This window comes from Pantoea jilinensis, from assembly GCF_019104105.1.
Classification (GTDB): Bacteria; Pseudomonadota; Gammaproteobacteria; order Enterobacterales; family Enterobacteriaceae; genus Pantoea; species Pantoea eucalypti.
This window is the reverse complement of record NZ_CP077746.1, coordinates 3805468-3829752: the sequence shown is the minus strand read 5'-3', so window position 1 is coordinate 3829752 and position 24285 is coordinate 3805468. Positions and strand designations below refer to the sequence as shown.

At 55.7% G+C, this 24285-nt stretch carries 13 protein-coding genes, 1 tRNA gene and 3 rRNA genes; 11 read left to right on the top strand and 6 right to left on the bottom strand.

What is annotated here, in order from left to right; genetic code table 11:
* Positions 1–41 precede the first annotated feature (41 nt).
* Positions 42–314: a nucleoid-associated protein HU-alpha gene (gene hupA / locus KTJ90_RS18025; protein WP_003850136.1), complete on the top strand. Its 273-nt coding sequence runs from the start codon at positions 42–44 to the stop codon at positions 312–314.
* Positions 315–383: 69 nt separating this feature from the next.
* Positions 384–1046, top strand: a complete 663-nt coding sequence (locus KTJ90_RS18020; RefSeq protein ID WP_078805341.1) for a DUF1481 domain-containing protein — start codon at positions 384–386, stop codon at positions 1044–1046.
* Between the two features lie 32 nt (positions 1047–1078).
* Here KTJ90_RS18020 and purD read toward each other — a convergent pair whose 3' ends face one another.
* Positions 1079–2359 (bottom strand): phosphoribosylamine--glycine ligase, encoded by a 1281-nt coding sequence (gene purD, locus KTJ90_RS18015; RefSeq protein WP_499025640.1) that lies wholly within the window; start codon positions 2357–2359, stop codon positions 1079–1081.
* A gap of 19 nt (positions 2360–2378) precedes the next feature.
* On the bottom strand, positions 2379–3968 hold the full coding sequence (gene purH, locus KTJ90_RS18010; protein WP_008927150.1) for a bifunctional phosphoribosylaminoimidazolecarboxamide formyltransferase/IMP cyclohydrolase: 1590 nt from the start codon (positions 3966–3968) through the stop codon (positions 2379–2381).
* A gap of 632 nt (positions 3969–4600) precedes the next feature.
* On the opposite strand from purH, the gene KTJ90_RS18005 reads away from it, so the two are divergent.
* From KTJ90_RS18005 to aceK, 8 genes are all read left to right on the top strand, one after another.
* A 16S ribosomal RNA gene (locus KTJ90_RS18005) occupies positions 4601–6141 on the top strand.
* Between the two features lie 86 nt (positions 6142–6227).
* Positions 6228–6303: transfer RNA gene (locus KTJ90_RS18000), tRNA-Glu, on the top strand.
* Between the two features lie 212 nt (positions 6304–6515).
* Positions 6516–9423 (top strand): 23S ribosomal RNA (locus KTJ90_RS17995).
* Positions 9424–9516: 93 nt separating this feature from the next.
* A 5S ribosomal RNA gene (gene rrf, locus KTJ90_RS17990) occupies positions 9517–9632 on the top strand.
* Together the 16S, 23S and 5S rRNA genes with 1 tRNA gene alongside form the textbook arrangement of a ribosomal RNA operon.
* 211 nt (positions 9633–9843) lie before the next feature.
* The gene (metA, locus tag KTJ90_RS17985; RefSeq protein ID WP_003852776.1) at positions 9844–10773 is read left to right on the top strand and encodes a homoserine O-acetyltransferase MetA; all 930 of its coding nucleotides are present in this window, start codon (positions 9844–9846) and stop codon (positions 10771–10773) included.
* Between the two features lie 262 nt (positions 10774–11035).
* Positions 11036–12634 carry a malate synthase A gene (aceB, locus tag KTJ90_RS17980; protein WP_105099477.1) on the top strand — a complete coding sequence of 533 codons (1599 nt, stop codon included), beginning with the start codon at positions 11036–11038 and terminating at the stop codon, positions 12632–12634.
* Between the two features lie 17 nt (positions 12635–12651).
* Positions 12652–13953, top strand: a complete 1302-nt coding sequence (gene aceA, locus KTJ90_RS17975; protein ID WP_003852771.1) for an isocitrate lyase — start codon at positions 12652–12654, stop codon at positions 13951–13953.
* A gap of 62 nt (positions 13954–14015) precedes the next feature.
* On the top strand, positions 14016–15764 hold the full coding sequence (aceK, locus tag KTJ90_RS17970) for a bifunctional isocitrate dehydrogenase kinase/phosphatase (RefSeq protein WP_003852770.1): 1749 nt from the start codon (positions 14016–14018) through the stop codon (positions 15762–15764).
* Here the strand turns inward: aceK and iclR are convergent.
* Entirely contained in the window at positions 15739–16566 is an 828-nt protein-coding gene (iclR, locus tag KTJ90_RS17965) for a glyoxylate bypass operon transcriptional repressor IclR (RefSeq protein WP_003852768.1), read from the bottom strand. The two genes, aceK and iclR, sit on opposite strands and share 26 nt — an antisense overlap.
* A gap of 242 nt (positions 16567–16808) precedes the next feature.
* On the opposite strand from iclR, the gene metH reads away from it, so the two are divergent.
* Positions 16809–20444, top strand: a complete 3636-nt coding sequence (gene metH, locus KTJ90_RS17960; RefSeq protein ID WP_499026567.1) for a methionine synthase — start codon at positions 16809–16811, stop codon at positions 20442–20444.
* Between the two features lie 281 nt (positions 20445–20725).
* Here metH and KTJ90_RS17955 read toward each other — a convergent pair whose 3' ends face one another.
* Genes KTJ90_RS17955 through KTJ90_RS17945 form a run of 3 tightly spaced genes read right to left on the bottom strand, consistent with a single transcriptional unit; the run spans position 20726 to position 24203 of the window.
* On the bottom strand, positions 20726–22816 hold the full coding sequence (locus KTJ90_RS17955) for a YjbH domain-containing protein (RefSeq protein WP_039660686.1): 2091 nt from the start codon (positions 22814–22816) through the stop codon (positions 20726–20728).
* Entirely contained in the window at positions 22816–23559 is a 744-nt protein-coding gene (locus KTJ90_RS17950) for a capsule biosynthesis GfcC family protein (RefSeq protein WP_003852765.1), read from the bottom strand. Before KTJ90_RS17950 ends, KTJ90_RS17955 begins: the two co-directional genes overlap by 1 nt.
* Positions 23556–24203 carry a YjbF family lipoprotein gene (locus tag KTJ90_RS17945; protein WP_003852764.1) on the bottom strand — a complete coding sequence of 216 codons (648 nt, stop codon included), beginning with the start codon at positions 24201–24203 and terminating at the stop codon, positions 23556–23558. The genes KTJ90_RS17950 and KTJ90_RS17945 overlap by 4 nt, the downstream gene beginning before the upstream one ends.
* Between the last annotated feature and the right edge of the window lie 82 nt (positions 24204–24285).

The window sequence follows — 24285 nt, the reverse complement described above, 5'->3', positions numbered from 1 at the left end:
TCGTTGCTTAGCAAGCGATAAATACACTTTAAGGATAACTTATGAACAAGACTCAACTGATTGATGTGATCGCAGAAAAAGCTGACCTGTCTAAAACCCAGGCAAAGGCAGCGCTGGAATCTACTCTGGCTGCGATCACTGAGTCTCTGAAAGATGGTGATGCTGTACAACTGGTTGGTTTTGGTACTTTTAAAGTGAACCACCGCGCTGAGCGTACCGGTCGTAACCCGCAGACTGGCAAAGAGATCAAAATCGCTGCAGCAAATGTACCGGCATTCGTGTCTGGTAAAGCGCTGAAAGACGCCGTTAAGTAAGACGTCGCACTGCGGTTAAGCTTTAAAACAGGGGGCGTTTCGCCCCTTTTGTTTAAGAGGCCAGCCATCATGACCCCGCTGTTTCAGCGTTTTTCTATTCTGTTTCTCTCCCTGATTCTTTTCGGTTGCAGCTCAACTCCGGATATTCCTCCTTTTTCTGCCAGTGGCTATCTTGCCGATCGTGGTGTTGTCCGTATCTGGCGCAAAAATAGCGATCATCAGTCGGTCCATATTCGCACCCTCTATACACCCTTCAGTGGCGGTGAAGGTGAAGTGACAGATTACGTCTGGCTGGAAGGGTCGTTGATCAGCATTCAGCGCCAGGTAAAGGGCAAACAGCCTGACGATGTGACCCTGCGCTTTGATCAGGCGGGTGGTCTCAACTTCATGCAGCGCCAGCTTGCAGGGCGGCGTGAGGCGGTCAGCCCGGATGCCATTGAGCTCTATAAGTTTGATGCGGAGCGGATGCGTAACCTCAGCGATGCGCTTTTAAGCGGCAGGGTGTTTCTGAAGCAGGGACACTGGCTGGGAAGCGATCGACTGGAGACGTGTGAAGGCCAGCAGGTCAGACCCGCTTTTGACGCTGACGATCGGCAGTTGCTGATACAGCAGCAGCAGAGCGCATCGGCACCGCTCATGGTGTCGTGGCTTGAAGCGCCGGAAGGGCTACAGTTGTTGCGGGTCAGTCAGCAGGATGACTGCTCACAGCAGCCGACAGAAGACGATATGTGAAGTGAAAAGGGGGCACGCTGTGCCCCCTGTGCTTATTTACGATTAATGGCGCGGTAGCCAATATCGCGGCGACAGAAGCTACCCTGCCATGAGATCGGCTTTGTCAGCTCGTAAGCCCGCTTTTGTGCGGCTGCTACGTCGTCGCCCAGCGCGGTGACACACAGCACGCGGCCACCGTTGGTCAGCACCCGATCTTCTTCCAGACGTGTTCCGGCATGGAATACCTTACCGTCAGCCACTTCCTCCAGTGGCAGGCCATGAATCTGGTCGCCCTGCGCATAATCACCCGGATAACCGCCAGCTGCCAGCACCACACCCAGCGCAGGTCGTGGATCCCATTGTGACGTTTTCTGATCCAGCTTACCGTCACAGGCAGCCAGGCAAAGATCGACCAGATCCGACTGCAGGCGCAGCATGATCGGCTGCGTCTCCGGATCGCCAAAGCGGCAGTTGAATTCGATCACTTTCGGCTGTCCGGTATGATCGATCATCAGGCCCGCATAAAGAAAACCGGTGTAGACGTTGCCTTCAGCGGCCATGCCACGCACGGTCGGCCAGATCACCTGATCCATCACGCGCTGGTGGATCTTATCGGTAACCACCGGCGCCGGGGAGTAGGCACCCATGCCGCCCGTGTTGGGACCGGTGTCGCCATCACCCACACGCTTGTGATCCTGGCTGGTGGCCATGGGCAGCACATGCTCGCCGTCCACCATCACGATGAAGCTGGCTTCTTCGCCCTCCAGAAACTCTTCAATCACAATGCGGTGTCCGGCATCACCAAAGGCGTTACCGGCCAGCATATCCTGAACCGCATCTTCAGCTTCCTGCAGCGTCATCGCGACTATCACGCCTTTACCTGCGGCCAGACCGTCGGCTTTGATAACGATTGGCGCGCCTTTCTCACGCAGATACGCCAGAGCAGGCTCAACGTCGGTAAAGTTCTGGTACGCCGCGCTGGGGATCTGGTGACGCGCCAGGAAATCTTTGGTGAAGGCTTTAGAACCTTCCAGCTGTGCAGCGGCCTGAGTCGGACCGAAGATAGCGAGGCCTGCCTTACGGAACGCATCGACCACGCCGATCACCAGCGGCGCTTCAGGTCCGACAATCGTCAGATCGATCTTTTCGCGCTGGGCAAATTCCAGCAGGGCGGGAACATCTGTCGCACTGATCGCAATATTCTGAAGCGCAGGCTCTAATGCGGTGCCCGCGTTACCCGGCGCGACAAACACCGTTTCCGCTAACGGCGACTGAGCCGCTTTCCAGGCCAGAGCATGTTCACGTCCGCCATTACCGATTACTAAAATTTTCATCTGTTACTCTCCAGAACAATTAATGGCGGAAGTGGCGCATGTCGGTGAAGATCATGGCAATGCCGTGCTCATCAGCCGCCGCAATCACTTCTTCATCACGGATGGAGCCGCCAGGCTGGATAACACAGCTCACGCCGGACGCCGCTGCAGCATCAATTCCATCACGGAACGGGAAGAAAGCATCTGACGCCATGGCGGATCCTTTGACTTCCAGACCTTCATCGGCTGCTTTGATACCTGCAATTTTAGCGGAGTAGACGCGGCTCATCTGCCCGGCACCTATACCAATTGTCATGTTGTCGCGCGCATAAACAATGGCATTGGACTTAACAAACTTCGCCACTTTCCAGCAGAACAGCGCATCACGCAGCTCCTGTTCGGTTGGCTGGCGTTTGCTGACCACGCGCAACTGGCTGGCATCCACCATACCGAGATCGCGATCCTGGACCAGCAGGCCACCATTGACGCGTTTGAAATCCAGTGCGGCAGTACGGTTTTGCCACTGACCACAGATCAGCACACGGACATTCTGTTTAGCCGCGGTAATTTTCAGCGCGGCTTCGGAAACGGCGGGTGCGATGATCACCTCAACAAACTGGCGGCTGATAATCGCCTGAGCCGTCGCTTCATCCAGCTCGCGGTTAAAGGCGATGATGCCGCCGAACGCGGAAGTTGGGTCGGTCTGATAAGCCCGCTCATAGGCTGCCAGCAGATCATCACCGGTTGCGACACCACAAGGGTTTGCATGCTTGACGATGACGCAGGCGGGTTCACTGAACTCTTTGACACACTCGAGTGCAGCATCGGTGTCAGCAATATTGTTATAGGAGAGTGCCTTGCCCTGAACCTGCTGCGCAGTGGCCACTGAGGCTTCACTGATATTCTCTTCTATATAGAAGGCTGCATCCTGATGGCTGTTTTCGCCGTAACGCATGTCCTGCTTCTTAATGAAGTTCAGATTCAGGGTACGCGGGAAACGGCCAGCGGGCTGATTGCGTTCACCGTGATAGGCGGGCACCAGGGTGCCGAAGTAGTTAGCGATCATGCTGTCATAAGCGGCGGTGTGTTCGAAGGCTTTGATTGCCAGATCGAAACGGGTCTCAAGCGTCAGTGCGTTCTCATGAGCGTCCATTTCAGCAATGATGGCATCGTAGTCGCCGCTGCTGACCACAATGGCGACATCTTTATGGTTCTTTGCAGCAGAGCGCACCATGGTCGGGCCACCGATGTCGATATTTTCCACTGCATCTTCCAGTGAACATCCTTCACGGGCGACAGTCTGTGCAAAGGGATAGAGGTTAACGACCACCATGTCGATTGGGCTGATATCGTGCTGCGCCATGATGGCATCATCCTGGCCGCGACGACCTAAAATGCCGCCATGCACTTTCGGATGCAGGGTTTTGACGCGTCCATCCATCATTTCCGGGAAGCCGGTGTAGTCAGAGACTTCAGTGACAGCCAGACCCGCATCCGCCAGAAGGCGAGCGGTTCCACCTGTGGAGAGCAGCTCGACACCGCGACTTGAGAGCGCCTGAGCAAATTCGAGGATACCGGCTTTGTCAGAGACACTGAGCAATGCGCGGCGTACAGGACGAGGTTGTTGCATGGTGGTTTATCCCTTGGCTTTGTTTCGCGTATATAAGAGCGTTACGTCAGGCTTCATAGCGGTTTTCTCTTCTATATAGGAAGAAAAGATCAAAAACCTCAGGTAACGCCCCGAAAAGGGGTGTCCGGAATATTGCCCGGCATTGTAGCGAAAACGTTTGCGCGATGCTCGCCTAAATTCATATAGCCCGCTCTGTGTGGATAACATTGTGTGTAACTGCGTATAACAGCGGCTTTTGCTGTGGAATGCAGCGAACGCTCTCTTTTATGCAATTTATGGGTTGCGACTCTCCGACAACTCCCTATAATGCGCATCCATCAACACGGAACACCGGCAACGGGAAGCGGGTTGAGAGGCACAGGAGACTGCGCCGCCGGAGAAAAACTTCTGAAATAGAGGTTGACTCTGCAGGAGGAAAGCGTAATATACGCCACCTCGCGACAGGACGCTAACGCACTGTTCGCACTGCTCTTTAACAATTTATCAGACAATCTGTGTGGGCACTCGCAGGATTGATATCAGCGTCTTAGGACGCAACAAAATATCAAAGCCTCACGAGTGAACACATAATGAAATTCATTATGACGTTTTACAGATGAGCACCGCTTAACTTGTTTAAGCAAATCAAACTTAAATTGAAGAGTTTGATCATGGCTCAGATTGAACGCTGGCGGCAGGCCTAACACATGCAAGTCGGACGGTAGCACAGAGAGCTTGCTCTTGGGTGACGAGTGGCGGACGGGTGAGTAATGTCTGGGGATCTGCCCGATAGAGGGGGATAACCACTGGAAACGGTGGCTAATACCGCATAACGTCGCAAGACCAAAGAGGGGGACCTTCGGGCCTCTCACTATCGGATGAACCCAGATGGGATTAGCTAGTAGGCGGGGTAATGGCCCACCTAGGCGACGATCCCTAGCTGGTCTGAGAGGATGACCAGCCACACTGGAACTGAGACACGGTCCAGACTCCTACGGGAGGCAGCAGTGGGGAATATTGCACAATGGGCGCAAGCCTGATGCAGCCATGCCGCGTGTATGAAGAAGGCCTTCGGGTTGTAAAGTACTTTCAGCGGGGAGGAAGGCGATGTGGTTAATAACCGCATCGATTGACGTTACCCGCAGAAGAAGCACCGGCTAACTCCGTGCCAGCAGCCGCGGTAATACGGAGGGTGCAAGCGTTAATCGGAATTACTGGGCGTAAAGCGCACGCAGGCGGTCTGTTAAGTCAGATGTGAAATCCCCGGGCTTAACCTGGGAACTGCATTTGAAACTGGCAGGCTTGAGTCTTGTAGAGGGGGGTAGAATTCCAGGTGTAGCGGTGAAATGCGTAGAGATCTGGAGGAATACCGGTGGCGAAGGCGGCCCCCTGGACAAAGACTGACGCTCAGGTGCGAAAGCGTGGGGAGCAAACAGGATTAGATACCCTGGTAGTCCACGCCGTAAACGATGTCGACTTGGAGGTTGTTCCCTTGAGGAGTGGCTTCCGGAGCTAACGCGTTAAGTCGACCGCCTGGGGAGTACGGCCGCAAGGTTAAAACTCAAATGAATTGACGGGGGCCCGCACAAGCGGTGGAGCATGTGGTTTAATTCGATGCAACGCGAAGAACCTTACCTACTCTTGACATCCAGAGAACTTTCCAGAGATGGATTGGTGCCTTCGGGAACTCTGAGACAGGTGCTGCATGGCTGTCGTCAGCTCGTGTTGTGAAATGTTGGGTTAAGTCCCGCAACGAGCGCAACCCTTATCCTTTGTTGCCAGCGCGTGATGGCGGGAACTCAAAGGAGACTGCCGGTGATAAACCGGAGGAAGGTGGGGATGACGTCAAGTCATCATGGCCCTTACGAGTAGGGCTACACACGTGCTACAATGGCGCATACAAAGAGAAGCGACCTCGCGAGAGCAAGCGGACCTCACAAAGTGCGTCGTAGTCCGGATCGGAGTCTGCAACTCGACTCCGTGAAGTCGGAATCGCTAGTAATCGTGGATCAGAATGCCACGGTGAATACGTTCCCGGGCCTTGTACACACCGCCCGTCACACCATGGGAGTGGGTTGCAAAAGAAGTAGGTAGCTTAACCTTCGGGAGGGCGCTTACCACTTTGTGATTCATGACTGGGGTGAAGTCGTAACAAGGTAACCGTAGGGGAACCTGCGGTTGGATCACCTCCTTACCTGAAGATACCTTCCCGCGCAGTGTCCACACAGATTGTCTGATAGAAAATAACGAGCAAAGTGTCTTTCGAAGACAGACTTAATTGTCCCCTTCGTCTAGAGGCCCAGGACACCGCCCTTTCACGGCGGTAACAGGGGTTCGAATCCCCTAGGGGACGCCAAAGCTTGGTGACAGGTGAAAGATGTTGCCCACATATCTTAAAGATGACTTACGAGTCATGTTTAAGATATTGCTCTTTAACAATCCGGAACAAGCTGAAAATTGAAACGACGTGTCGTTTTCATTCTCCGTAATAAGAATGAAAAGCGCGACATGTTCGAGTCTCTCAAATGCTTGCAGCTCGCAGCGTTGTAAAACGCCTGTGGGTTGTGAGGTTAAGCGACTAAGCGTACACGGTGGATGCCCAGGCAGTCAGAGGCGATGAAGGACGTGCTAATCTGCGTAAAGCGACGGTAAGGTGATATGAACCGCTACAGCCGTCGATGTCCGAATGGGGAAACCCGGTGCACTCTGTGCATCATTGCAGCATGAATACATAGTGCTGCAAGGCGAACCGGGGGAACTGAAACATCTAAGTACCCCGAGGAAAAGAAATCAACCGAGATTCCCCCAGTAGCGGCGAGCGAACGGGGAGCAGCCCAGAGCCTGAATCAGCATGTGTGTTAGTGGAAGCGTCTGGAAAGTCGCAGGGTACAGGGTGATACTCCCGTACACAAAAGCGCATATGCTGTGAGCTCGATGAGTAAGGCGGGACACGTGGTATCCTGTCTGAATATGGGGGGACCATCCTCCAAGGCTAAATACTCCTGACTGACCGATAGTGAACCAGTACCGTGAGGGAAAGGCGAAAAGAACCCCGGCGAGGGGAGTGAAACAGAACCTGAAACCGTGTACGTACAAGCAGTGGGAGCCTTCTTTATGGGGGTGACTGCGTACCTTTTGTATAATGGGTCAGCGACTTATATTCTGTAGCAAGGTTAACCGTATAGGGGAGCCGCAGGGAAACCGAGTCTTAACTGGGCGTTAAGTTGCAGGGTATAGACCCGAAACCCGGTGATCTAGCCATGGGCAGGTTGAAGGTTGGGTAACACTAACTGGAGGACCGAACCGACTAATGTTGAAAAATTAGCGGATGACCTGTGGCTGGGGGTGAAAGGCCAATCAAACCGGGAGATAGCTGGTTCTCCCCGAAAGCTATTTAGGTAGCGCCTCGTGAACTCATCTCCGGGGGTAGAGCACTGTTTCGGCTAGGGGGCCATCCCGGCTTACCAACCCGATGCAAACTGCGAATACCGGAGAATGTTATCACGGGAGACACACGGCGGGTGCTAACGTCCGTCGTGAAGAGGGAAACAACCCAGACCGCCAGCTAAGGTCCCAAAGTCATGGTTAAGTGGGAAACGATGTGGGAAGGCACAGACAGCCAGGATGTTGGCTTAGAAGCAGCCATCATTTAAAGAAAGCGTAATAGCTCACTGGTCGAGTCGGCCTGCGCGGAAGATGTAACGGGGCTAAACCATGCACCGAAGCTGCGGCAGCGACACTATGTGTTGTTGGGTAGGGGAGCGTTCTGTAAGCCGTCGAAGGTGTGCTGTGAGGCATGCTGGAGGTATCAGAAGTGCGAATGCTGACATAAGTAACGATAAAGCGGGTGAAAAGCCCGCTCGCCGGAAGACCAAGGGTTCCTGTTCAACGTTAATCGGAGCAGGGTGAGTCGACCCCTAAGGCGAGGCCGAAAGGCGTAGTCGATGGGAAACAGGTTAATATTCCTGTACTCGGTGTTACTGCGAAGGGGGGACGGAGAAGGCTATATCAGCCGGGCGACGGTTGTCCCGGTTTAAGCGTGTAGGCGGAGGGTCCAGGTAAATCCGGTCCCTTATCAACGCTGAGGCGTGACGACGAGGCACTACGGTGCTGAAGTGATAAATGCCCAGCTTCCAGGAAAAGCCTCTAAGCATCAGGTAACACAGAATCGTACCCCAAACCGACACAGGTGGTCAGGTAGAGAATACCAAGGCGCTTGAGAGAACTCGGGTGAAGGAACTAGGCAAAATGGTGCCGTAACTTCGGGAGAAGGCACGCTGGCGCGTAGGTGGAGGGACTTGCTCCCCGAGCCGAAGCCAGTCGAAGATACCAGCTGGCTGCAACTGTTTATTAAAAACACAGCACTGTGCAAACACGAAAGTGGACGTATACGGTGTGACGCCTGCCCGGTGCCGGAAGGTTAATTGATGGGGTTATCCGTAAGGAGAAGCTCTTGATCGAAGCCCCGGTAAACGGCGGCCGTAACTATAACGGTCCTAAGGTAGCGAAATTCCTTGTCGGGTAAGTTCCGACCTGCACGAATGGCGTAATGATGGCCAGGCTGTCTCCACCCGAGACTCAGTGAAATTGAACTCGCTGTGAAGATGCAGTGTACCCGCGGCAAGACGGAAAGACCCCGTGAACCTTTACTACAGCTTGACACTGAACATTGAGCCTTGATGTGTAGGATAGGTGGGAGGCTTTGAAGCGCGGACGCCAGTTCGCGTGGAGCCAACCTTGAAATACCACCCTTTAATGTTTGATGTTCTAACGTAGGCCCGTGATCCGGGCTGCGGACAGTGTCTGGTGGGTAGTTTGACTGGGGCGGTCTCCTCCTAAAGAGTAACGGAGGAGCACGAAGGTCAGCTAATCACGGTCGGACATCGTGAGGTTAGTGCAATGGCATAAGCTGGCTTGACTGCGAGAGTGACGGCTCGAGCAGGTGCGAAAGCAGGTCATAGTGATCCGGTGGTTCTGAATGGAAGGGCCATCGCTCAACGGATAAAAGGTACTCCGGGGATAACAGGCTGATACCGCCCAAGAGTTCATATCGACGGCGGTGTTTGGCACCTCGATGTCGGCTCATCACATCCTGGGGCTGAAGTAGGTCCCAAGGGTACGGCTGTTCGCCGTTTAAAGTGGTACGCGAGCTGGGTTTAGAACGTCGTGAGACAGTTCGGTCCCTATCTGCCGTGGGCGCTGGAGAATTGAGGGGGGTTGCTCCTAGTACGAGAGGACCGGAGTGAACGCACCACTGGTGTTCGGGTTGTCATGCCAATGGCATTGCCCGGTAGCTAAGTGCGGAAAAGATAAGTGCTGAAAGCATCTAAGCACGAAACTTGCCCCGAGATGAGTTCTCCCTGACTCCTTGAGAGTCCTGAAGGGACGTTGAAGACTACGACGTTGATAGGCCGGGTGTGTAAGCGCAGCGATGCGTTGAGCTAACCGGTACTAATGACCCGTGAGGCTTAACCTTACAACGCCAGAGGCGTTTTTGAGAGACACGATTTTCAGCCTGTACCGGATATATCTGCGCGGCCTTAAGGGGCGGCGCGGAGAACAGAATCTGCCTGGCGGCTTTAGCGCGGTGGTCCCACCTGACCCCATGCCGAACTCAGAAGTGAAACGCCGTAGCGCCGATGGTAGTGTGGGGTCTCCCCATGCGAGAGTAGGGAACTGCCAGGCATTATATAAGTGAAGAAGCCCCGCACGAGAGTGCGGGGCTTTTTTACGTCTGCATTATTTTGCGTCTGCGCTATGTCCCTTTAACACTATCCCCCTTTAAGCTGAAACATTTTCATTTTCCGCATGAAACCTCGACATCTCACAACGATCAGGCTAATGTTGGGCATCCAGATGTCTAAACGTTTATATGGTTACGAGAGGTGAGCAGGTTATGCCAATCAGGGTTCCCGACGAATTACCGGCAGTGAATTTTTTGCGTGACGAAAACGTCTTTGTCATGACGTCGTCGCGCGCCAGTGTTCAGGAGATCCGACCGCTTAAAGTGCTCATACTGAATCTGATGCCGAAAAAGATCGAAACAGAGAATCAGTTTCTGCGTCTGCTTTCCAACTCGCCCTTACAGATCGATATTCAGCTGCTGCGCATCGACAGCCGCGAGTCACGCAATACGCCCACTGAGCACCTCAACAACTTCTACTGCAATTTTGAAGATATCCAGCATGACAACTATGACGGCTTAATCGTGACAGGTGCGCCACTGGGGCTGGTCGATTTTAATGATGTTGCTTACTGGCCTCAGATTCAGCGCGTGCTGCACTGGGCAAATGAGCACGTCACCTCAACGCTGTTTGTCTGCTGGGCCGTGCAGGCGGCGCTTAATATTCTGTATGGCATTCCCAAGCAAACCCGGCATAACAAACTGTCCGGCGTCTATGAGCATCAGATATTGCATCCTCATGCGTTACTGACCCGGGGTTTTGATGATAATTTCCTCGCGCCACACTCTCGTTATGCTGATTTTCCTACTCAACTGATCTCGGATTACACCGATCTTGAGCTGTTTGCTGAATCGGAACAGACCGGTGCCTATCTGATGGCGAGTAAAGACAAACGCCTGGTATTTGTTACTGGCCATCCGGAGTATGACGCGCTGACGCTGTCTGGTGAGTATCATCGCGATTATGAAGCCGGGGTGAATCCGGAAGTCCCCTATAACTATTTCCCACAGGACAATCCGGCCCTGCCACCGCGCGCGACCTGGCGTAGCCACGGTAATCTGCTGTTCTCTAACTGGCTCAACTACTACGTTTACCAGATCACGCCATTCGATCTGCGTCGCATGAATCCAACGCTGGAGTAGTCCCGCCCGAAGATCAACTGAACCGTGTTAGCCGATGGCAACACGGTTTTTTTTCGCCTGAAAAACAGCAATGAAAGTCGTTCCTTTAATAAATAAAACTTTAAATCCATATAAAACATCAGGATAGCTGGTTTAATTTATAAAAATGGAAATAGTTTTTGATTTAGAAAAATAAATGCTTATGCTCTGATCCTGTAGCTCACAAAATAAACACCGTGTGGATCCGCTGCATTCGATCCTTTGAATACAGGAGAACGCCAGCATGACAGACTCAGTGATCAGCCCTGCGCTGAATTTCAGCCAGCCCTTTAGCCATGCCGAACAACAGCTGTTAACGCCCGAAGCGGTTTCTTTTCTGGAAGCGCTGGTCGCACGCTTTGCATCGCAACGCAACGAGCTGTTGTTGGCACGCCAGCAGCGTCAGCAACGCTATGACCAGGGCTATCTGCCAGACTTCGATATGGAAACTGCTTCCATAAGAGAGGGTGCGTGGCGTATTCAATCCATTCCGGCCGACTTAGAAGATCGTCGGGTTGAGATCACCGGCCCACCGGATCGAAAAATGGTCATTAATGCCCTGAACTCAAACGTAAAAGTCTTTATGGCCGACTTTGAGGATTCGCTGTCACCGGAGTGGTCAAAGCTGATGGAAGGGCAGCTCACACTGCGCGAGGCGGTGCAGGGCACGCTGAGTTACACCAGCGACAAAGGCAAAATTTATCAGCTCGGCGCAAACCCAGCGGTGCTGATGTGCCGGGTTCGCGGTCTGCATCTGTCAGAAAAACATGTCAGCTGGCAGGGTGAGGCGATTCCGGGCGGGCTGTTTGATTTCGCGCTCTATTTCTTCCACAACGTCCGGCCTTTACTGGCCAAAGGCAGCGGGCCTTACTTCTATCTGCCGAAAACAGAGAGCTGGCAGGAGATCGCCTGGTGGCGTGAGATCTTCAGTTTCAGCGAGGATCAGTTCGATCTGCCGCGCGGTACGATCAAGGCTACCGTCCTGATTGAAACGTTACCCGCCGTGTTTCAGATGGATGAGATCCTGTGGAATCTGCGCGATCATATTGTGGGCCTCAACTGCGGCCGCTGGGATTACATCTTCAGCTACATCAAAACCCTGAAACAGCATGCGGATCGCGTTCTGCCGGATCGCCAGTCAGTCACCATGTCGCAGCCGTTTCTGGATGCTTACTCACGTCTGCTGATTAAAACCTGTCATCGTCGGGGAGCCTTCGCGATGGGGGGAATGTCAGCCCTGATTCCTGCTAAAGACCCAACACGTAATGCCTGGGTACTGCAGCGCGTGACGGAAGATAAACAGCGTGAGGCGGGCAACGGGCATGACGGTACCTGGATTGCGCATCCGGGCCTGGCAGACACCGCTATGGCGGTCTTCAATGCCGTGCTGGGCGACCGACCCAACCAGTTGCATGTTATGCGGGAAGAGGATGCACCAATCACGGCGGAGCAGTTACTTGCGCCCTGTCAGGGTGAGCGCACCGAAGCGGGGATGCGCGCCAATATCCGCGTCGCGCTGCAATACCTTGAAGCCTGGATCAGCGGTAACGGCTGTGTGCCGATTGACGGGCTGATGGAGGATGCCGCCACCGCTGAGATTGCACGCACCTCAATCTGGCAATGGATTCGTCATCAGCAAATCCTGAACAACGGCCAGCAGGTTACGGCCGAACTGTTTCTGCGCTGGCTGAACGAAGAGCTGCACCTGCTGCAAAACGCGCTGGGCGAAGCCCGGTTCAGCGCCGGTCGCTATGACGACGCGGCACAACTGATGGCGCAGATCACCACCGAACGCGAACTGGTTTCCTTTCTTACCCTGCCAGGCTACCGCCTGATCCCCTGAACAGAGGAGCTATTGCCATGACACGTACTCAACAGATCGATCAACTGGAACAACTCTGGCAGACCGCACGCTGGGAGGGCATTATCCGCCCTTACAGCGCAGCAGAGGTGGTTAATCTGCGCGGCTCGGTTCTGCCTGCCTGTACGCTGGCAGAGCGCGGTGCCGAAAAGTTATGGGCGCTGCTGAACGGCGAGGCGAAGAAAGGTTACATCAACAGCCTGGGTGCGCTCAGTGGCGGGCAGGCACTGCAACAGGCCAAAGCGGGCATTGAAGCGATCTATCTCTCTGGCTGGCAGGTGGCTGCGGATGCCAATGTGGCAGGACAGATGTATCCCGATCAGTCGCTCTACCCGGTGAACTCCGTACCGGAAGTGGTGACCCGCATTAACCAGACGTTTCAGCGTGCCGATCAGATTCAGTGGTCCAGCGGCATTGAAGAGGGCGACAGCCGGCATACTGATTTCTTCCTGCCGATTGTTGCCGATGCTGAAGCCGGTTTTGGCGGCGTGCTCAATGCCTATGAGCTGATGAAGGCGATGATTCAGGCGGGGGCGGCGGCGGTCCACTTCGAAGACCAGCTGGCGGCGGTTAAAAAATGCGGTCACATGGGTGGCAAAGTGCTGGTACCGACCCAGGAAGCGATTCAGAAACTGGTAGCGGCACGACTGGCGGCCGATGTAATGGGTGTGCCAACCGTGCTGCTGGCTCGCACCGACGCCGACGCCGCTGACCTGATTACCTCAGACTGCGATGAATACGATCGTCCCTTTATCCGGGGCGACAGGACGGCAGAAGGCTTCTTCCGCACTCATGCCGGTATTGAACAGGCGATCAGTCGCGGACTGGCCTATGCACCTTATGCTGACATCCTTTGGTGTGAAACCTCAACACCGGATCTGGCGATGGCGCAGCGTTTTGCCGACGCTATTCATGCGCGTTTCCCCGGCAAGCTACTGGCCTACAACTGCTCGCCCTCGTTTAACTGGAAAAAGAACCTCGATGACCGCACTATCGCGCAATTTCAGCAGGCGCTCAGCGACATGGGGTATCGCTTCCAGTTCATCACGCTGGCAGGCATCCACAGCATGTGGTTCAACATGTTCGATCTGGCCCATGCCTATGCGCAGGGTGAAGGGATGCGCCACTATGTGGAAAAGGTTCAGCAGCCTGAGTTCGCGGCCCGCGATCGCGGTTATAGCTTCTCGTCACATCAGCAGGAAGTGGGCACCGGCTATTTCGATCAGGTGACCAACATCATTCAGGGCGGTAAATCCTCGGTCACCGCGCTCACCGGCTCGACCGAAGAGCACCAGTTCTGACGCTTTTTCTCTGATGGGTTCCCCGCCCGCACCATGCGGGCGGGCATTGACCGGAGCTGACTATGCCGCCACGCGAATCGCTGATTGCACACACTATCCTGCAGGGATTTGATGCTCAGTATGGACGCTTTCTGGATATTACTGCCGGCGCGCAGCAGCGCTTTGAGCAGGCAGAATGGCAGGCAGTGCAGCATGCCATGAAGGCTCGCATTCATCTCTATGATCATCACGTCAGCCTGGTTGCCGATCAACTGCGCGTGCTGAACGGTGCGGCAAGCTGGGATGCGATGTTCTGGCTGAGGGTTAAAGATCACTATCAAAGCCTGCTACCTGGCTATCCGCGGCACGAAATTGCCGAAAGCTTCTTTAATTCCGTCTATTGCCGGCTACACGGACATGCCGACCTGCAACCTGAACGGCTGTTTATCTTCAGCTCTCAGTCCCTGACCGCGCCGGTCACACCTCTGCGCCCCTTATCACGGCGTTACCAGCCGGAGCGGGGCTGGCGGGCATTGGTAGATCAGATACTGGAGGATCTACCGCTGACGCTACCGTGGCAGCACCGCGCGCGCGATGTGGGCTGGATTGTCCGCCACCTGGAGTCGCATTTTCCCCGGCTGAGCGAGGGCTGGCTCGAGGTCAACAGTGAACTCTTTTATCGCAATAAAACGGCCTGGCTGGTGGCGCGTCTGCATCTGCCAGCGGGTATCTTTCCCTGTCTGCTGCCGATCCAGCGGACGGAAACCGGCGAACTGTGGATCGACACCTGTCTGACGGATGTAAATGACGCCAGCATTGTCTTTGGTTTTGCCCGCGCCTATTTCATGGTGTATGCCCCGGTACCTGCGGCACTGGTCGCCTGGCTGCAACCCATTCTGCCCGCCAAAACACTGGCCGAACGCTATATGGCGATTGGCTGCCAGAAGCACGGTAAAACAGAAAGCTATCGCGAATATCTTCAGGCGCTGGCAGAGAGTGAAACGGCCTTTGAGATCGCGCCTGGCGTGCGCGGCATGGTGATGCTGGTCTTCACGCTGCCGGGCTTTGACTGGGTATTCAAGGTCATCAGGGATCGCTTCGCACCACAAAAAGAGGTGACGGAAGCACAGGTCCGCGCCTGTTATCAGCAGGTCAAAGAGCACGACCGTGTGGGGCGCATGGCAGATACCCAGGAGTTTGAACAGTTTGCACTGCCGCTGGCGCGCATCTCATCGGCGCTGCTGGCGGAACTCCACGCCTGTGTGGCAGAGAAGCTGTATATCGAAGGCGATCGCCTGATTATTCGTCATCTGTGGCTGGAGCGCCGTATGCAGCCGCTGAATCTCTATCTTGCCCAGGCCAGGCCAGCCGAGCGACGTCATGCTATTGAAGAGTATGGCAATGCCATTCGACAGCTGGCGGCAGCCAATATCTTTCCCGGCGATATGCTGTTTAAAAACTTCGGCATAACCCGTCATGGGCGGGTGATATTTTACGATTACGATGAGATCCGCCCGATGCAGGAGCTGAACTTCCGGGAGGTGCCCGCGGCACGCTATGAGGAAGATGAACTCAGTGCCGAGCCGTGGTACAGCGTGGGGCCAGACGATGTCTTTCCCGAAACCTTCCGCTATGCGTTATGCAGCGAAACCGCGACCGGCGCTTTGCTGCTGGAACTGCATCCGGAAATATTCGACGCCAGCTGGTGGCGCGCACAGCAGCAGCGCATCGCGCAGGGCCACGTCGAAGAGGTGATCGCCTGGCGGCAGACGCAGCGTTTCAGCGTCTGCTATACGCCAGAGAGGGTTAGCGACCGCTGTACGCCAGCGTAACCTGACGCGCTTCGCGGATGACCAGCGCACCTAATTCCGTGATCCTGTCGTCTGTCATGCGGGCGATAGGGCCGGAGATTGAGAGGGCAGCAAACGCCTCGCCATGTTCATCATAGATGGGTGCAGCGACACAGCGCAGTCCGAGTGCATGCTCTTCATCATCCAGCGAAAAGCCCGCTTTACGCACCTGTGCCAGATTCTCTTTCAGACTCTGTGGCGACATCAGGGTTTTTGGCGTGTAGTAGTGCAATCCTTTCTGATGCAGCAGGGCAGTAATCTGTTCTTCACCCAGATGGGCCAGAAAGGCTTTGCCTGCACCTGACGCATGCATCGGCAGCTTGCCGCCAATCGGTGCTGACATCCGCATCAGCTGGGTGCACTGCACCTGATCAATGATCACCGCCTGATAGTCACTGAGGTCCAGCACCGCCAGATTCACTGTTTCACCGGACTGCTCCATCAGGCTCCGCAACACCGGATGAACCAGCGCCAGCAGATTACGGCTTTGCAGGAAACTGCTGCCAACCACAAAGGCGTGTGCGCCAATCGTCCATAGCCCGAGATCGCCCACCTGGCGGACAAAGCCCTGCTGCTGCATGGTGCTGAGCAGGCGATGCGTGGTGGAGTTAGGCAAACCCGCCTGCTGCGCCAGCTCGGTCAGCGCCACGCTGCCATGTGAATCTGCAATCAGCTCCAGCAGCGTCAGGCCGCGTGTCAGCGATTGAACCTGACCGCCCGCGGGTGCGGCGACAGGGGTGCCGCGGGGTTTCTTACCGCGCTTAACAGGAACGGGCGTGGCCATTGTTGTCTCTCCTTTTGCATTGTGGAAATCATTTTCGTTTTAATCGCGCGGTTTGCAAACGCTGGTTTTCTGGTCAGACCTGTGAGGCGATGATCTGAAAATCTCTCAGGTGAGGTTACTTTGTCGCCAGACAGGGTTGTGCCAGAATGGAAAACAGGGTTTTCCGCCAGCAGACTGACGTGAATGGGGCAACAGTGAGCAATAAAATCGACGCGCTACATCAGCAGCTCGCACAACGCATTATGGTGTTGGATGGTGGCATGGGCACCATGATCCAGAGTTACCGGCTGGAGGAAGAGGATTATCGCGGCAGCCGTTTTGCTGACTGGCCCTGCGATCTCAAAGGCAACAACGATCTGCTGGTGCTGAGTAAACCGGACGTGATCCGCGAGATCCACGACGCTTATCTGGCTGCAGGTGCAGATATCCTCGAAACCAATACCTTTAACGCCACGTCGATTGCGATGGCGGACTACCAGATGGAAAGCCTGTCGGCGGAGATCAATTATGAAGCGGCCCGGCTGGCGCGAGCCTGCGCAGATGCGTGGACGGCGAAAACACCGGACCGCCCGCGTTATGTCGCGGGGGTGCTCGGCCCGACCAACCGCACCTGCTCGATCTCACCCGACGTCAACGATCCGGCTTACCGAAACGTCACCTTTAATCAGCTGATAGAGGCATACCGCGAATCAACCCGTGCGCTGGTGGAGGGCGGTTCCGACATCATTATGATCGAAACGGTGTTCGATACGCTGAATGCCAAAGCCGCCATCTATGCAGTGCAGACCGAGATGGAAGCGCTGGGTGTCACGCTGCCGCTGATGATCTCCGGCACCATCACCGATGCGTCAGGCCGGACGCTCTCCGGTCAGACCACGGAAGCCTTTTACAACTCGCTGCGCCATGCCGAACCGCTCTCTTTTGGCCTGAACTGCGCGCTGGGACCGGATGAACTGCGTCAGTATGTGGCGGAGCTGTCACGCATTGCTGAAGGCTACGTGACTGCCCATCCTAACGCCGGTCTGCCCAACGCGTTCGGCGAATACGATCTTGATGCAGAGTTGATGGCGCAGCAGATTGGTGAATGGGCGACCTCGGGTTTCCTGAATATTATTGGCGGCTGTTGTGGTACGACGCCGAAGCATATCGCTGCCATGGTCGCGGCGGTTGAAGGTGTTGCGCCGCGTCCATTGCCGACGATTCCAGTGGCCTGTCGTCTCTCGGGTCTTGAGCCGCTGAACATCACCGCAGAGTCACTGTTTGTTAACGTTGGTGAGCGCACCAACGTCACTGGCTCCGCAAAATTTAAGCGGCTGATCAAAGAAGAGAAGTACAACGAAGCGCTTGAAGTGGCGCTGCAGCAGGTGCAGAGCGGCGCACAGATCATCGACATCAACATGGATGAAGGGATGCTCGATGCTGAAGCAGCGATGGTGCGCTTCCTGAATCTGATTGCAGGCGAGCCCGATATTGCCCGCGTGCCGATCATGATCGACTCCTCCAAATGGGAGGTCATTGAGAAAGGGCTGCAGTGCATTCAGGGCAAAGGGATCGTGAACTCGATTTCGATGAAAGAGGGTGAAGCCGCCTTTATCCACCATGCGCGGCAGGTCCGGCGTTATGGGGCGGCGATGGTAGTCATGGCGTTTGACGAAGTGGGCCAGGCGGATACGCGTGCCCGTAAAATTGAGATCTGCCGCCGTGCTTACCACATCCTCACCGAGCAGGTCGGTTTCCCGCCGGAAGATATTATCTTCGATCCCAACATTTTTGCAGTCGCCACCGGCATCGACGAACACAACAACTACGCCATTGATTTCATCGGTGCCTGTGAAGATATCAAGCGTGAACTGCCCCATGCCATGATCTCCGGCGGCGTCTCCAACGTATCGTTTTCATTCCGGGGCAACGATCCGGTTCGTGAAGCAATACACGCGGTGTTCCTCTACTACGCCATCCGAAACGGCATGGATATGGGCATCGTTAACGCAGGTCAGCTGGCCATCTATGACGATCTGCCGACAGAACTGCGCGAGGCGGTAGAAGATGTGATCCTTAACCGCCGGGATGATGGCACCGAGCGGCTGCTGGCGCTGGCGGAGAAATACCGTGGCGGCAAAAGCGATGGTGCGCAGGAAAAGCAGCTCGCCGAGTGGCGAAGCTGGGACGTGGTGAAACGACTGGAGTATTCGCTGGTTAAGGGGATCACGGAGTTTATCGAGCAGGATACCGAAGAGGCGCGCCAGCAGGTGCCGCGTCCGATAGAAGTGATTGAAGGTCCGCTGATGTCCGGCATGAACGTGGTCGGTGACCTGTTCGGCGAGGGCAAAATGTTCCTGCCGCAGGTGGTGAAATCGGCACGCGTAATGAAGCAGGCGGTGGCTTATCTGGAGCCTTTTATCGAAGCCAGCAAAGAGGCGGGGCGCAGCAACGGTAAAATCGTGCTGGCCACCGTTAAAGGTGACGTACATGACATCGGCAAAAACATTGTCGGCGTGGTGCTGCAGTGTAATAACTACGAAATTGTCGACCTTGGCGTGATGGTGCCGGGCGAAAAAATCCTTAAAACGGCGCGCGAAGTGAATGCGGACATCATTGGCTTATCCGGTCTGATTACGCCGTCGCTGGATGAGATGGTCAATATGGCGAAAGAGATGGAGCGTCAGGGGTTTACCTTACCGCTGCTGATTGGCGGCGCGACCACCTCAAAGGCACATACTGCCGTCAAAATTGAGCAGCACTACAGCGGCCCGACGGTCTACGTGCAGAACGCGTCACGCACTGTTGGCGTCGTTTCATCACTGCTCTCCGCCACCTTAAAAGACGATTTCGTTGCCCGAACGCGCAAAGAGTACGAAACCGTACGCATCCAGCATGCGCGCAAAAAGCCGCGCACGCCGCCGGTCTCGCTGCAGACGGCGCGCGATAACGCCACGTCGATTGACTGGGAAAGCTACTCGCCGCCGGTGCCGCACCGTCTCGGTGTCAGCCAGGTGGAGACCAGCATTGCCACGCTGCGCCACTACATCGACTGGACGCCATTCTTTATGACCTGGTCGCTGGCGGGCAAATATCCCCGCATTCTTGAAGATGAGGTGGTTGGTGAAGAGGCGCAGCGTCTGTTCGCCGATGCCAATGCGATGCTCGACAGATTAAGTGAGCAGTCACTGCTGAAACCGCGTGGTGTGGTCGGTATTTTCCCGGCTAACCGGGTCGGCGATGATATTCATCTCTACAGTGATGAGCGGCGCGATGAAGTGTTGTGTGTGAGTCATCACTTACGTCAACAGACCGAGAAAACCGACTTCGCCAACTACTGCCTGGCGGATTTTGTCGCGCCGACAACCTCCGGAAAAGCGGATTATCTTGGCGCGTTCGCGGTGACAGGCGGACTGGAAGAGGATGCGCTGGCGGAGGCCTATGATCGTCAGCACGACGACTACAACAAGATCATGGTGAAAGCGCTGGCTGACCGTCTGGCGGAAGCCTTCGCCGAATACCTGCACGAGCGGGTGCGTAAGGTGATCTGGGGCTTTGCGCCCAACGAGAATCTCAGCAACGAAGAGCTGATTCGCGAAAATTATCAGGGGATACGTCCGGCGCCAGGCTATCCGGCCTGCCCGGAGCATACCGAAAAAGCCGCTATCTGGCGTCTGCTGGCAGTGGAAGCGCAGACCGGCATGAAACTCACCGAATCTTATGCGATGTGGCCGGGTGCGGCGGTGTCTGGCTGGTACTTCAGCCATCCTGACAGCCGCTATTTCGCCGTGGCGCAGATTCAGCGTGATCAGGTGGAAGATTATGCGGCACGCAAAGGGATGTCGGTTACGGAGGTGGAGCGCTGGCTGGCGCCGAATCTCGGCTACGATGCGGACTAAATAAAAAAAGCGGCCCGAGGTGGTTGATAAAGCCTGGTCCGCACTGCTGTGATACCGGAGCGGCGCAGGAAAGACGGTCAGATCGGAAAGGCGCTAAAGCCAGTCTTTGGCCGCTCGGCCCGCGCAATTACGCACCTCATTCCTGAGGTGCGCCCGTAAACGGACCAACGCGTTGCGTTGTTCAAAAACGCTCCTGGCGTTTTTTGCGTCTTTACGCAGGGCGTTTGCTCCCTGAGCCTGCTTCTGTAAACAGCGTTGAGCGGCCCGAAGGCCGCCTCTGCTTAGTTGAAGCGCGCGTCGCGATCCGACGTCAGATCATACAGCTGGTACTTACGGCCCAGCATCTGACCACCATCACGCGTCAGCGGCACCCAGTTCACCTGCGCGCGACCACGCGTTGGTGTCACGGTGAACAGATCCATCGGGATGGAGATATAGAAGCCTTTGGTGAAGTCGCCTTCGCCATACTCTTCAGACGACACATTAGTTTTGGTAGCATAAACACCGACCATCACGCCGCTGTCGAAGCGCTTCGACACATCAACCGTCACGCCTTTATCTTTCGCCAGATACTGACCGACGCTGGTTTTCACCAGTACATCCTGCATGAACCATGGACGCCAGTAGCCCGTCAGGTTGCCGGTTGCCGCTTTATAGCGGTTAAACTGCATCATATTGTCCCAGTCACGCTGACGAACGTAGTTGGCATCGACGCCCACCGCCCAGTTCGCATCGACCGGACGATAAAGCACCTCGCCACCCACGCCGCCGTACATCGTCTCCAGATAGCCGCCGTAGACCTGACCATAGAAGCCATTACCGAGCTGGCCCATATAGTTCGCCTGCAGATCGTTGACGTAGACATTGTTCTCAACGTAGTCGCGGATATGGGTACGCACGCGCGGCAGGGAAGAGTCCGCCGGTGCGCCGTTGTAGTTGAACTTGTCATAGTTGTTGGCGAGGTTACCAAACAGACTGCCGCCCACCAGCAGGTGGTCCGTCAGCCAGTAATCCGCGCTGGCCATCACGCCGACCTGATACATATAGAAGCTTTCCGGGCCGCCCACCGACTGATTCAGCACCGGCGACAGGCTGTAGTTCAGGCGATCTTTACGGATAAACATCCCCTGCTCAGTGGTACCCGGATCGACCGGTTCTTTGCGTGTCTGTTGCAGCGGCTTCTCATGGCCCAGCGGATAGCCTTCCAGATCGTTACGCAGGCTGGCGACTTTCGTCTCCGTGGTTACCTGCGGCATGTTAAAGCGCGACTCGGTGACATTGATCGTGTCGATGCCGTCAGGCAGGTGGTTCATGATAATGCGGTTAGCGCGATCCACCCCTTCACGGGTATCGCGATACTTCGTCTGCTCGCCTGACACATAGAGCGTATGGCCCTGAGTCTGAATACGCGGACCGTCGAGACCGGCGTTGTATTTCAGATCGGTCAGCTGAGAACCCACCACCGTCGTCTCCAGCAGTTTTGGCTGCGGCTGCGGATTGTAGGCCGGCTTCTCGCTGTCGATGTGCGCCTGGCGCAGATCGTTGAAGTTGGTTCGGATGGTGACACCAAACATAAAGGTATTGCCGCGTTCGTAGCTGGCGTTGATGTCGGCCCAGTCGGTCACACGATAGATTGCCCCAACGTTGAGCTTGCTGCGCTGATCAAGGCGGCCAGCAAAGTCATTCTGGTAGTCGTTGCCTTCATATTCCATCTTAAGGCGCAGCGGCTGCCAGGGCGTCTGATACTCCACGCCGCCAAACAGCGCCGTCGGACCATGGAACATCTGCGAGCCATTGATCGAACCCGCTTCGCCCACTTTCGGACGCTGACAATAGCTGTCGCTGTATGAGCAGAAGGGGTTCTTCAGCGTGCCGCTGTTGCCGAGGTAGCCCCAGCCGACGCCCAGCGTAAAGTCGAACGGCCCCCAGGCTTTGGTTCCCACCAAGTATTCGCTGTCGAACAGGCCAGTACCGCCGAGATCGCGGGTTCCCACCGCCACCTCTGGCAGCCAGAAACCTTCCTGCCACAGGCGCAGTTTCAAATCGAAGGCTTTATCTTTGTAGCTCTGTGTGCCGCTGAATTCTGATACCGCACTGTATTGACGGGTCCGCACGTCGGTATAACGCACCGTAGTTTCCAGCCAGGGGAAGAGCTGCAGTGAGGCAGAGTAGTAACGATACTGATCGTTGTCGCGGGCGTTGAGGCTGAATTCACCCTCTCTGGACATGCGCGCCGTCGGCACCTGCATCAGGCCAACACCACCGAAATCGGATTGTGAAGGACCCACCGGCGCGGGGAAAGTGTCAGCCTGCGCCTGACAGGCTGCCGCCACGGAAACAGCCAACAGGCTGAAGAGATAACGTTTTTTCATCAGTCTGGTATCCGGTGAGTCAGTACGGAAAGGATGCGATCGTTCAGGTCTTCATCACTGCCTGGCAGGCTCCATGACGAAAAGCCCAGCCAGATAACGCTGCCTGGCTCCACTTCCGCATGGCGGCGATTCCAGTAAGCAACCGGCACCTGCTGTGTGGCGCCTGAAGGGGCAATCACCGTGACAAAATTGCGTTCTGCCCCGGAGAGTGCGTCATGACCATCCAGATAGTCGCGTACTGATTTACCCGGCTGCCAGCTCACCTTGCCTGCGCCGCTCAGTGCGCCGAGCAGCAGCACTGAATCGGTGGGCGCCTGCAAATAGAGGTCATAGCTGCCTTCCAGCCGACGGTTGTCCGCCGGATGCAGACGAATCCAGTCCGGGTCAAGCGAAGTAAACTGGCGACCTGTCACTTTGATGGCGCTCAGCTGGCGAATCACCTCATCAATGGCCACCGCCCGATCGCCGCTGCTGTCGGCACGCCAGGCCCGTAACGCGCCCAGCGTCTGTTGATATTGCTGCCGGGCGACTGCGGTTGCGCCGCGCTCGGCAATAAAGGTACCGCGCCAGTCCGTGTTGACCTGCAGTGGAGGCAGGGTCACCAGCTGTGAGAGATCAGTGATCTGGCTCAGCTCAGCCTGACCGCCATTGTGCGGTGTATGGACAGTAACCTGCGCAGCAGCCTGCGCCCCTGCGACGCTGAACAGGCTCAGCCCGGCCAGCAAAATAGTGATTTTTTTCATGATTTCGCCGGCTTCAGAATAGTGATATCAACAGGGAAGGCATCGGCCGCCAGCATCTGATGAGCCTGCACCACATCGCCGCTGCTGTTATCGATCCAGAAGGTGTTTTCCCACTCGCGGTTACTGCTGTCGATGCTCACCTGCTCATGCCAGACACGACACGGGATGCGGTTGCCTGCAACCGTCAGCACCTCGTCGGTGCCGCGCTGGAAGGTTGAACGCACGGTCGCGCCGCGAACCTTACCCTGCTCGGTCCACTGCACGATGCGGGTCCAGCCAGCGCCGTTGCTGATATGCAGACTGTCAGCGAGCGGATCCTGTTGCAGATTGCTGACGCTCAGCAGGTTATCGGGTAAGCCCAGAGTTTTAACCAGACGGCCATGCTGTGTTACCAGCATCGCCTGATCCTGAGTGACCCATTTCTGCTGTCCCTGCTCGCTGTAGCCCAGCACCACAAAAATGCGCGGACCGTCATTCAGACGAGCGTAGAGACTGGCATAGGGGAGATTGTTGACCTGTTGATCGGTAACGGTGACGTCATCCGGACCGTTAACCGCGAGCAGCAAAGTCTGTTCAAGACCTTTTTGCGTTTGTGTACAGGCCTGCAGCAGCAGGCAAGCGAGCAGCAGAGGAAGTTGGCGCACTGTGTGTCCCTGATAAGTCATGCCAAAGTAAAAATAACCACACAGGCGTGTGGTTATGTTTAAAGGTGCTCTGCCCGTCCCG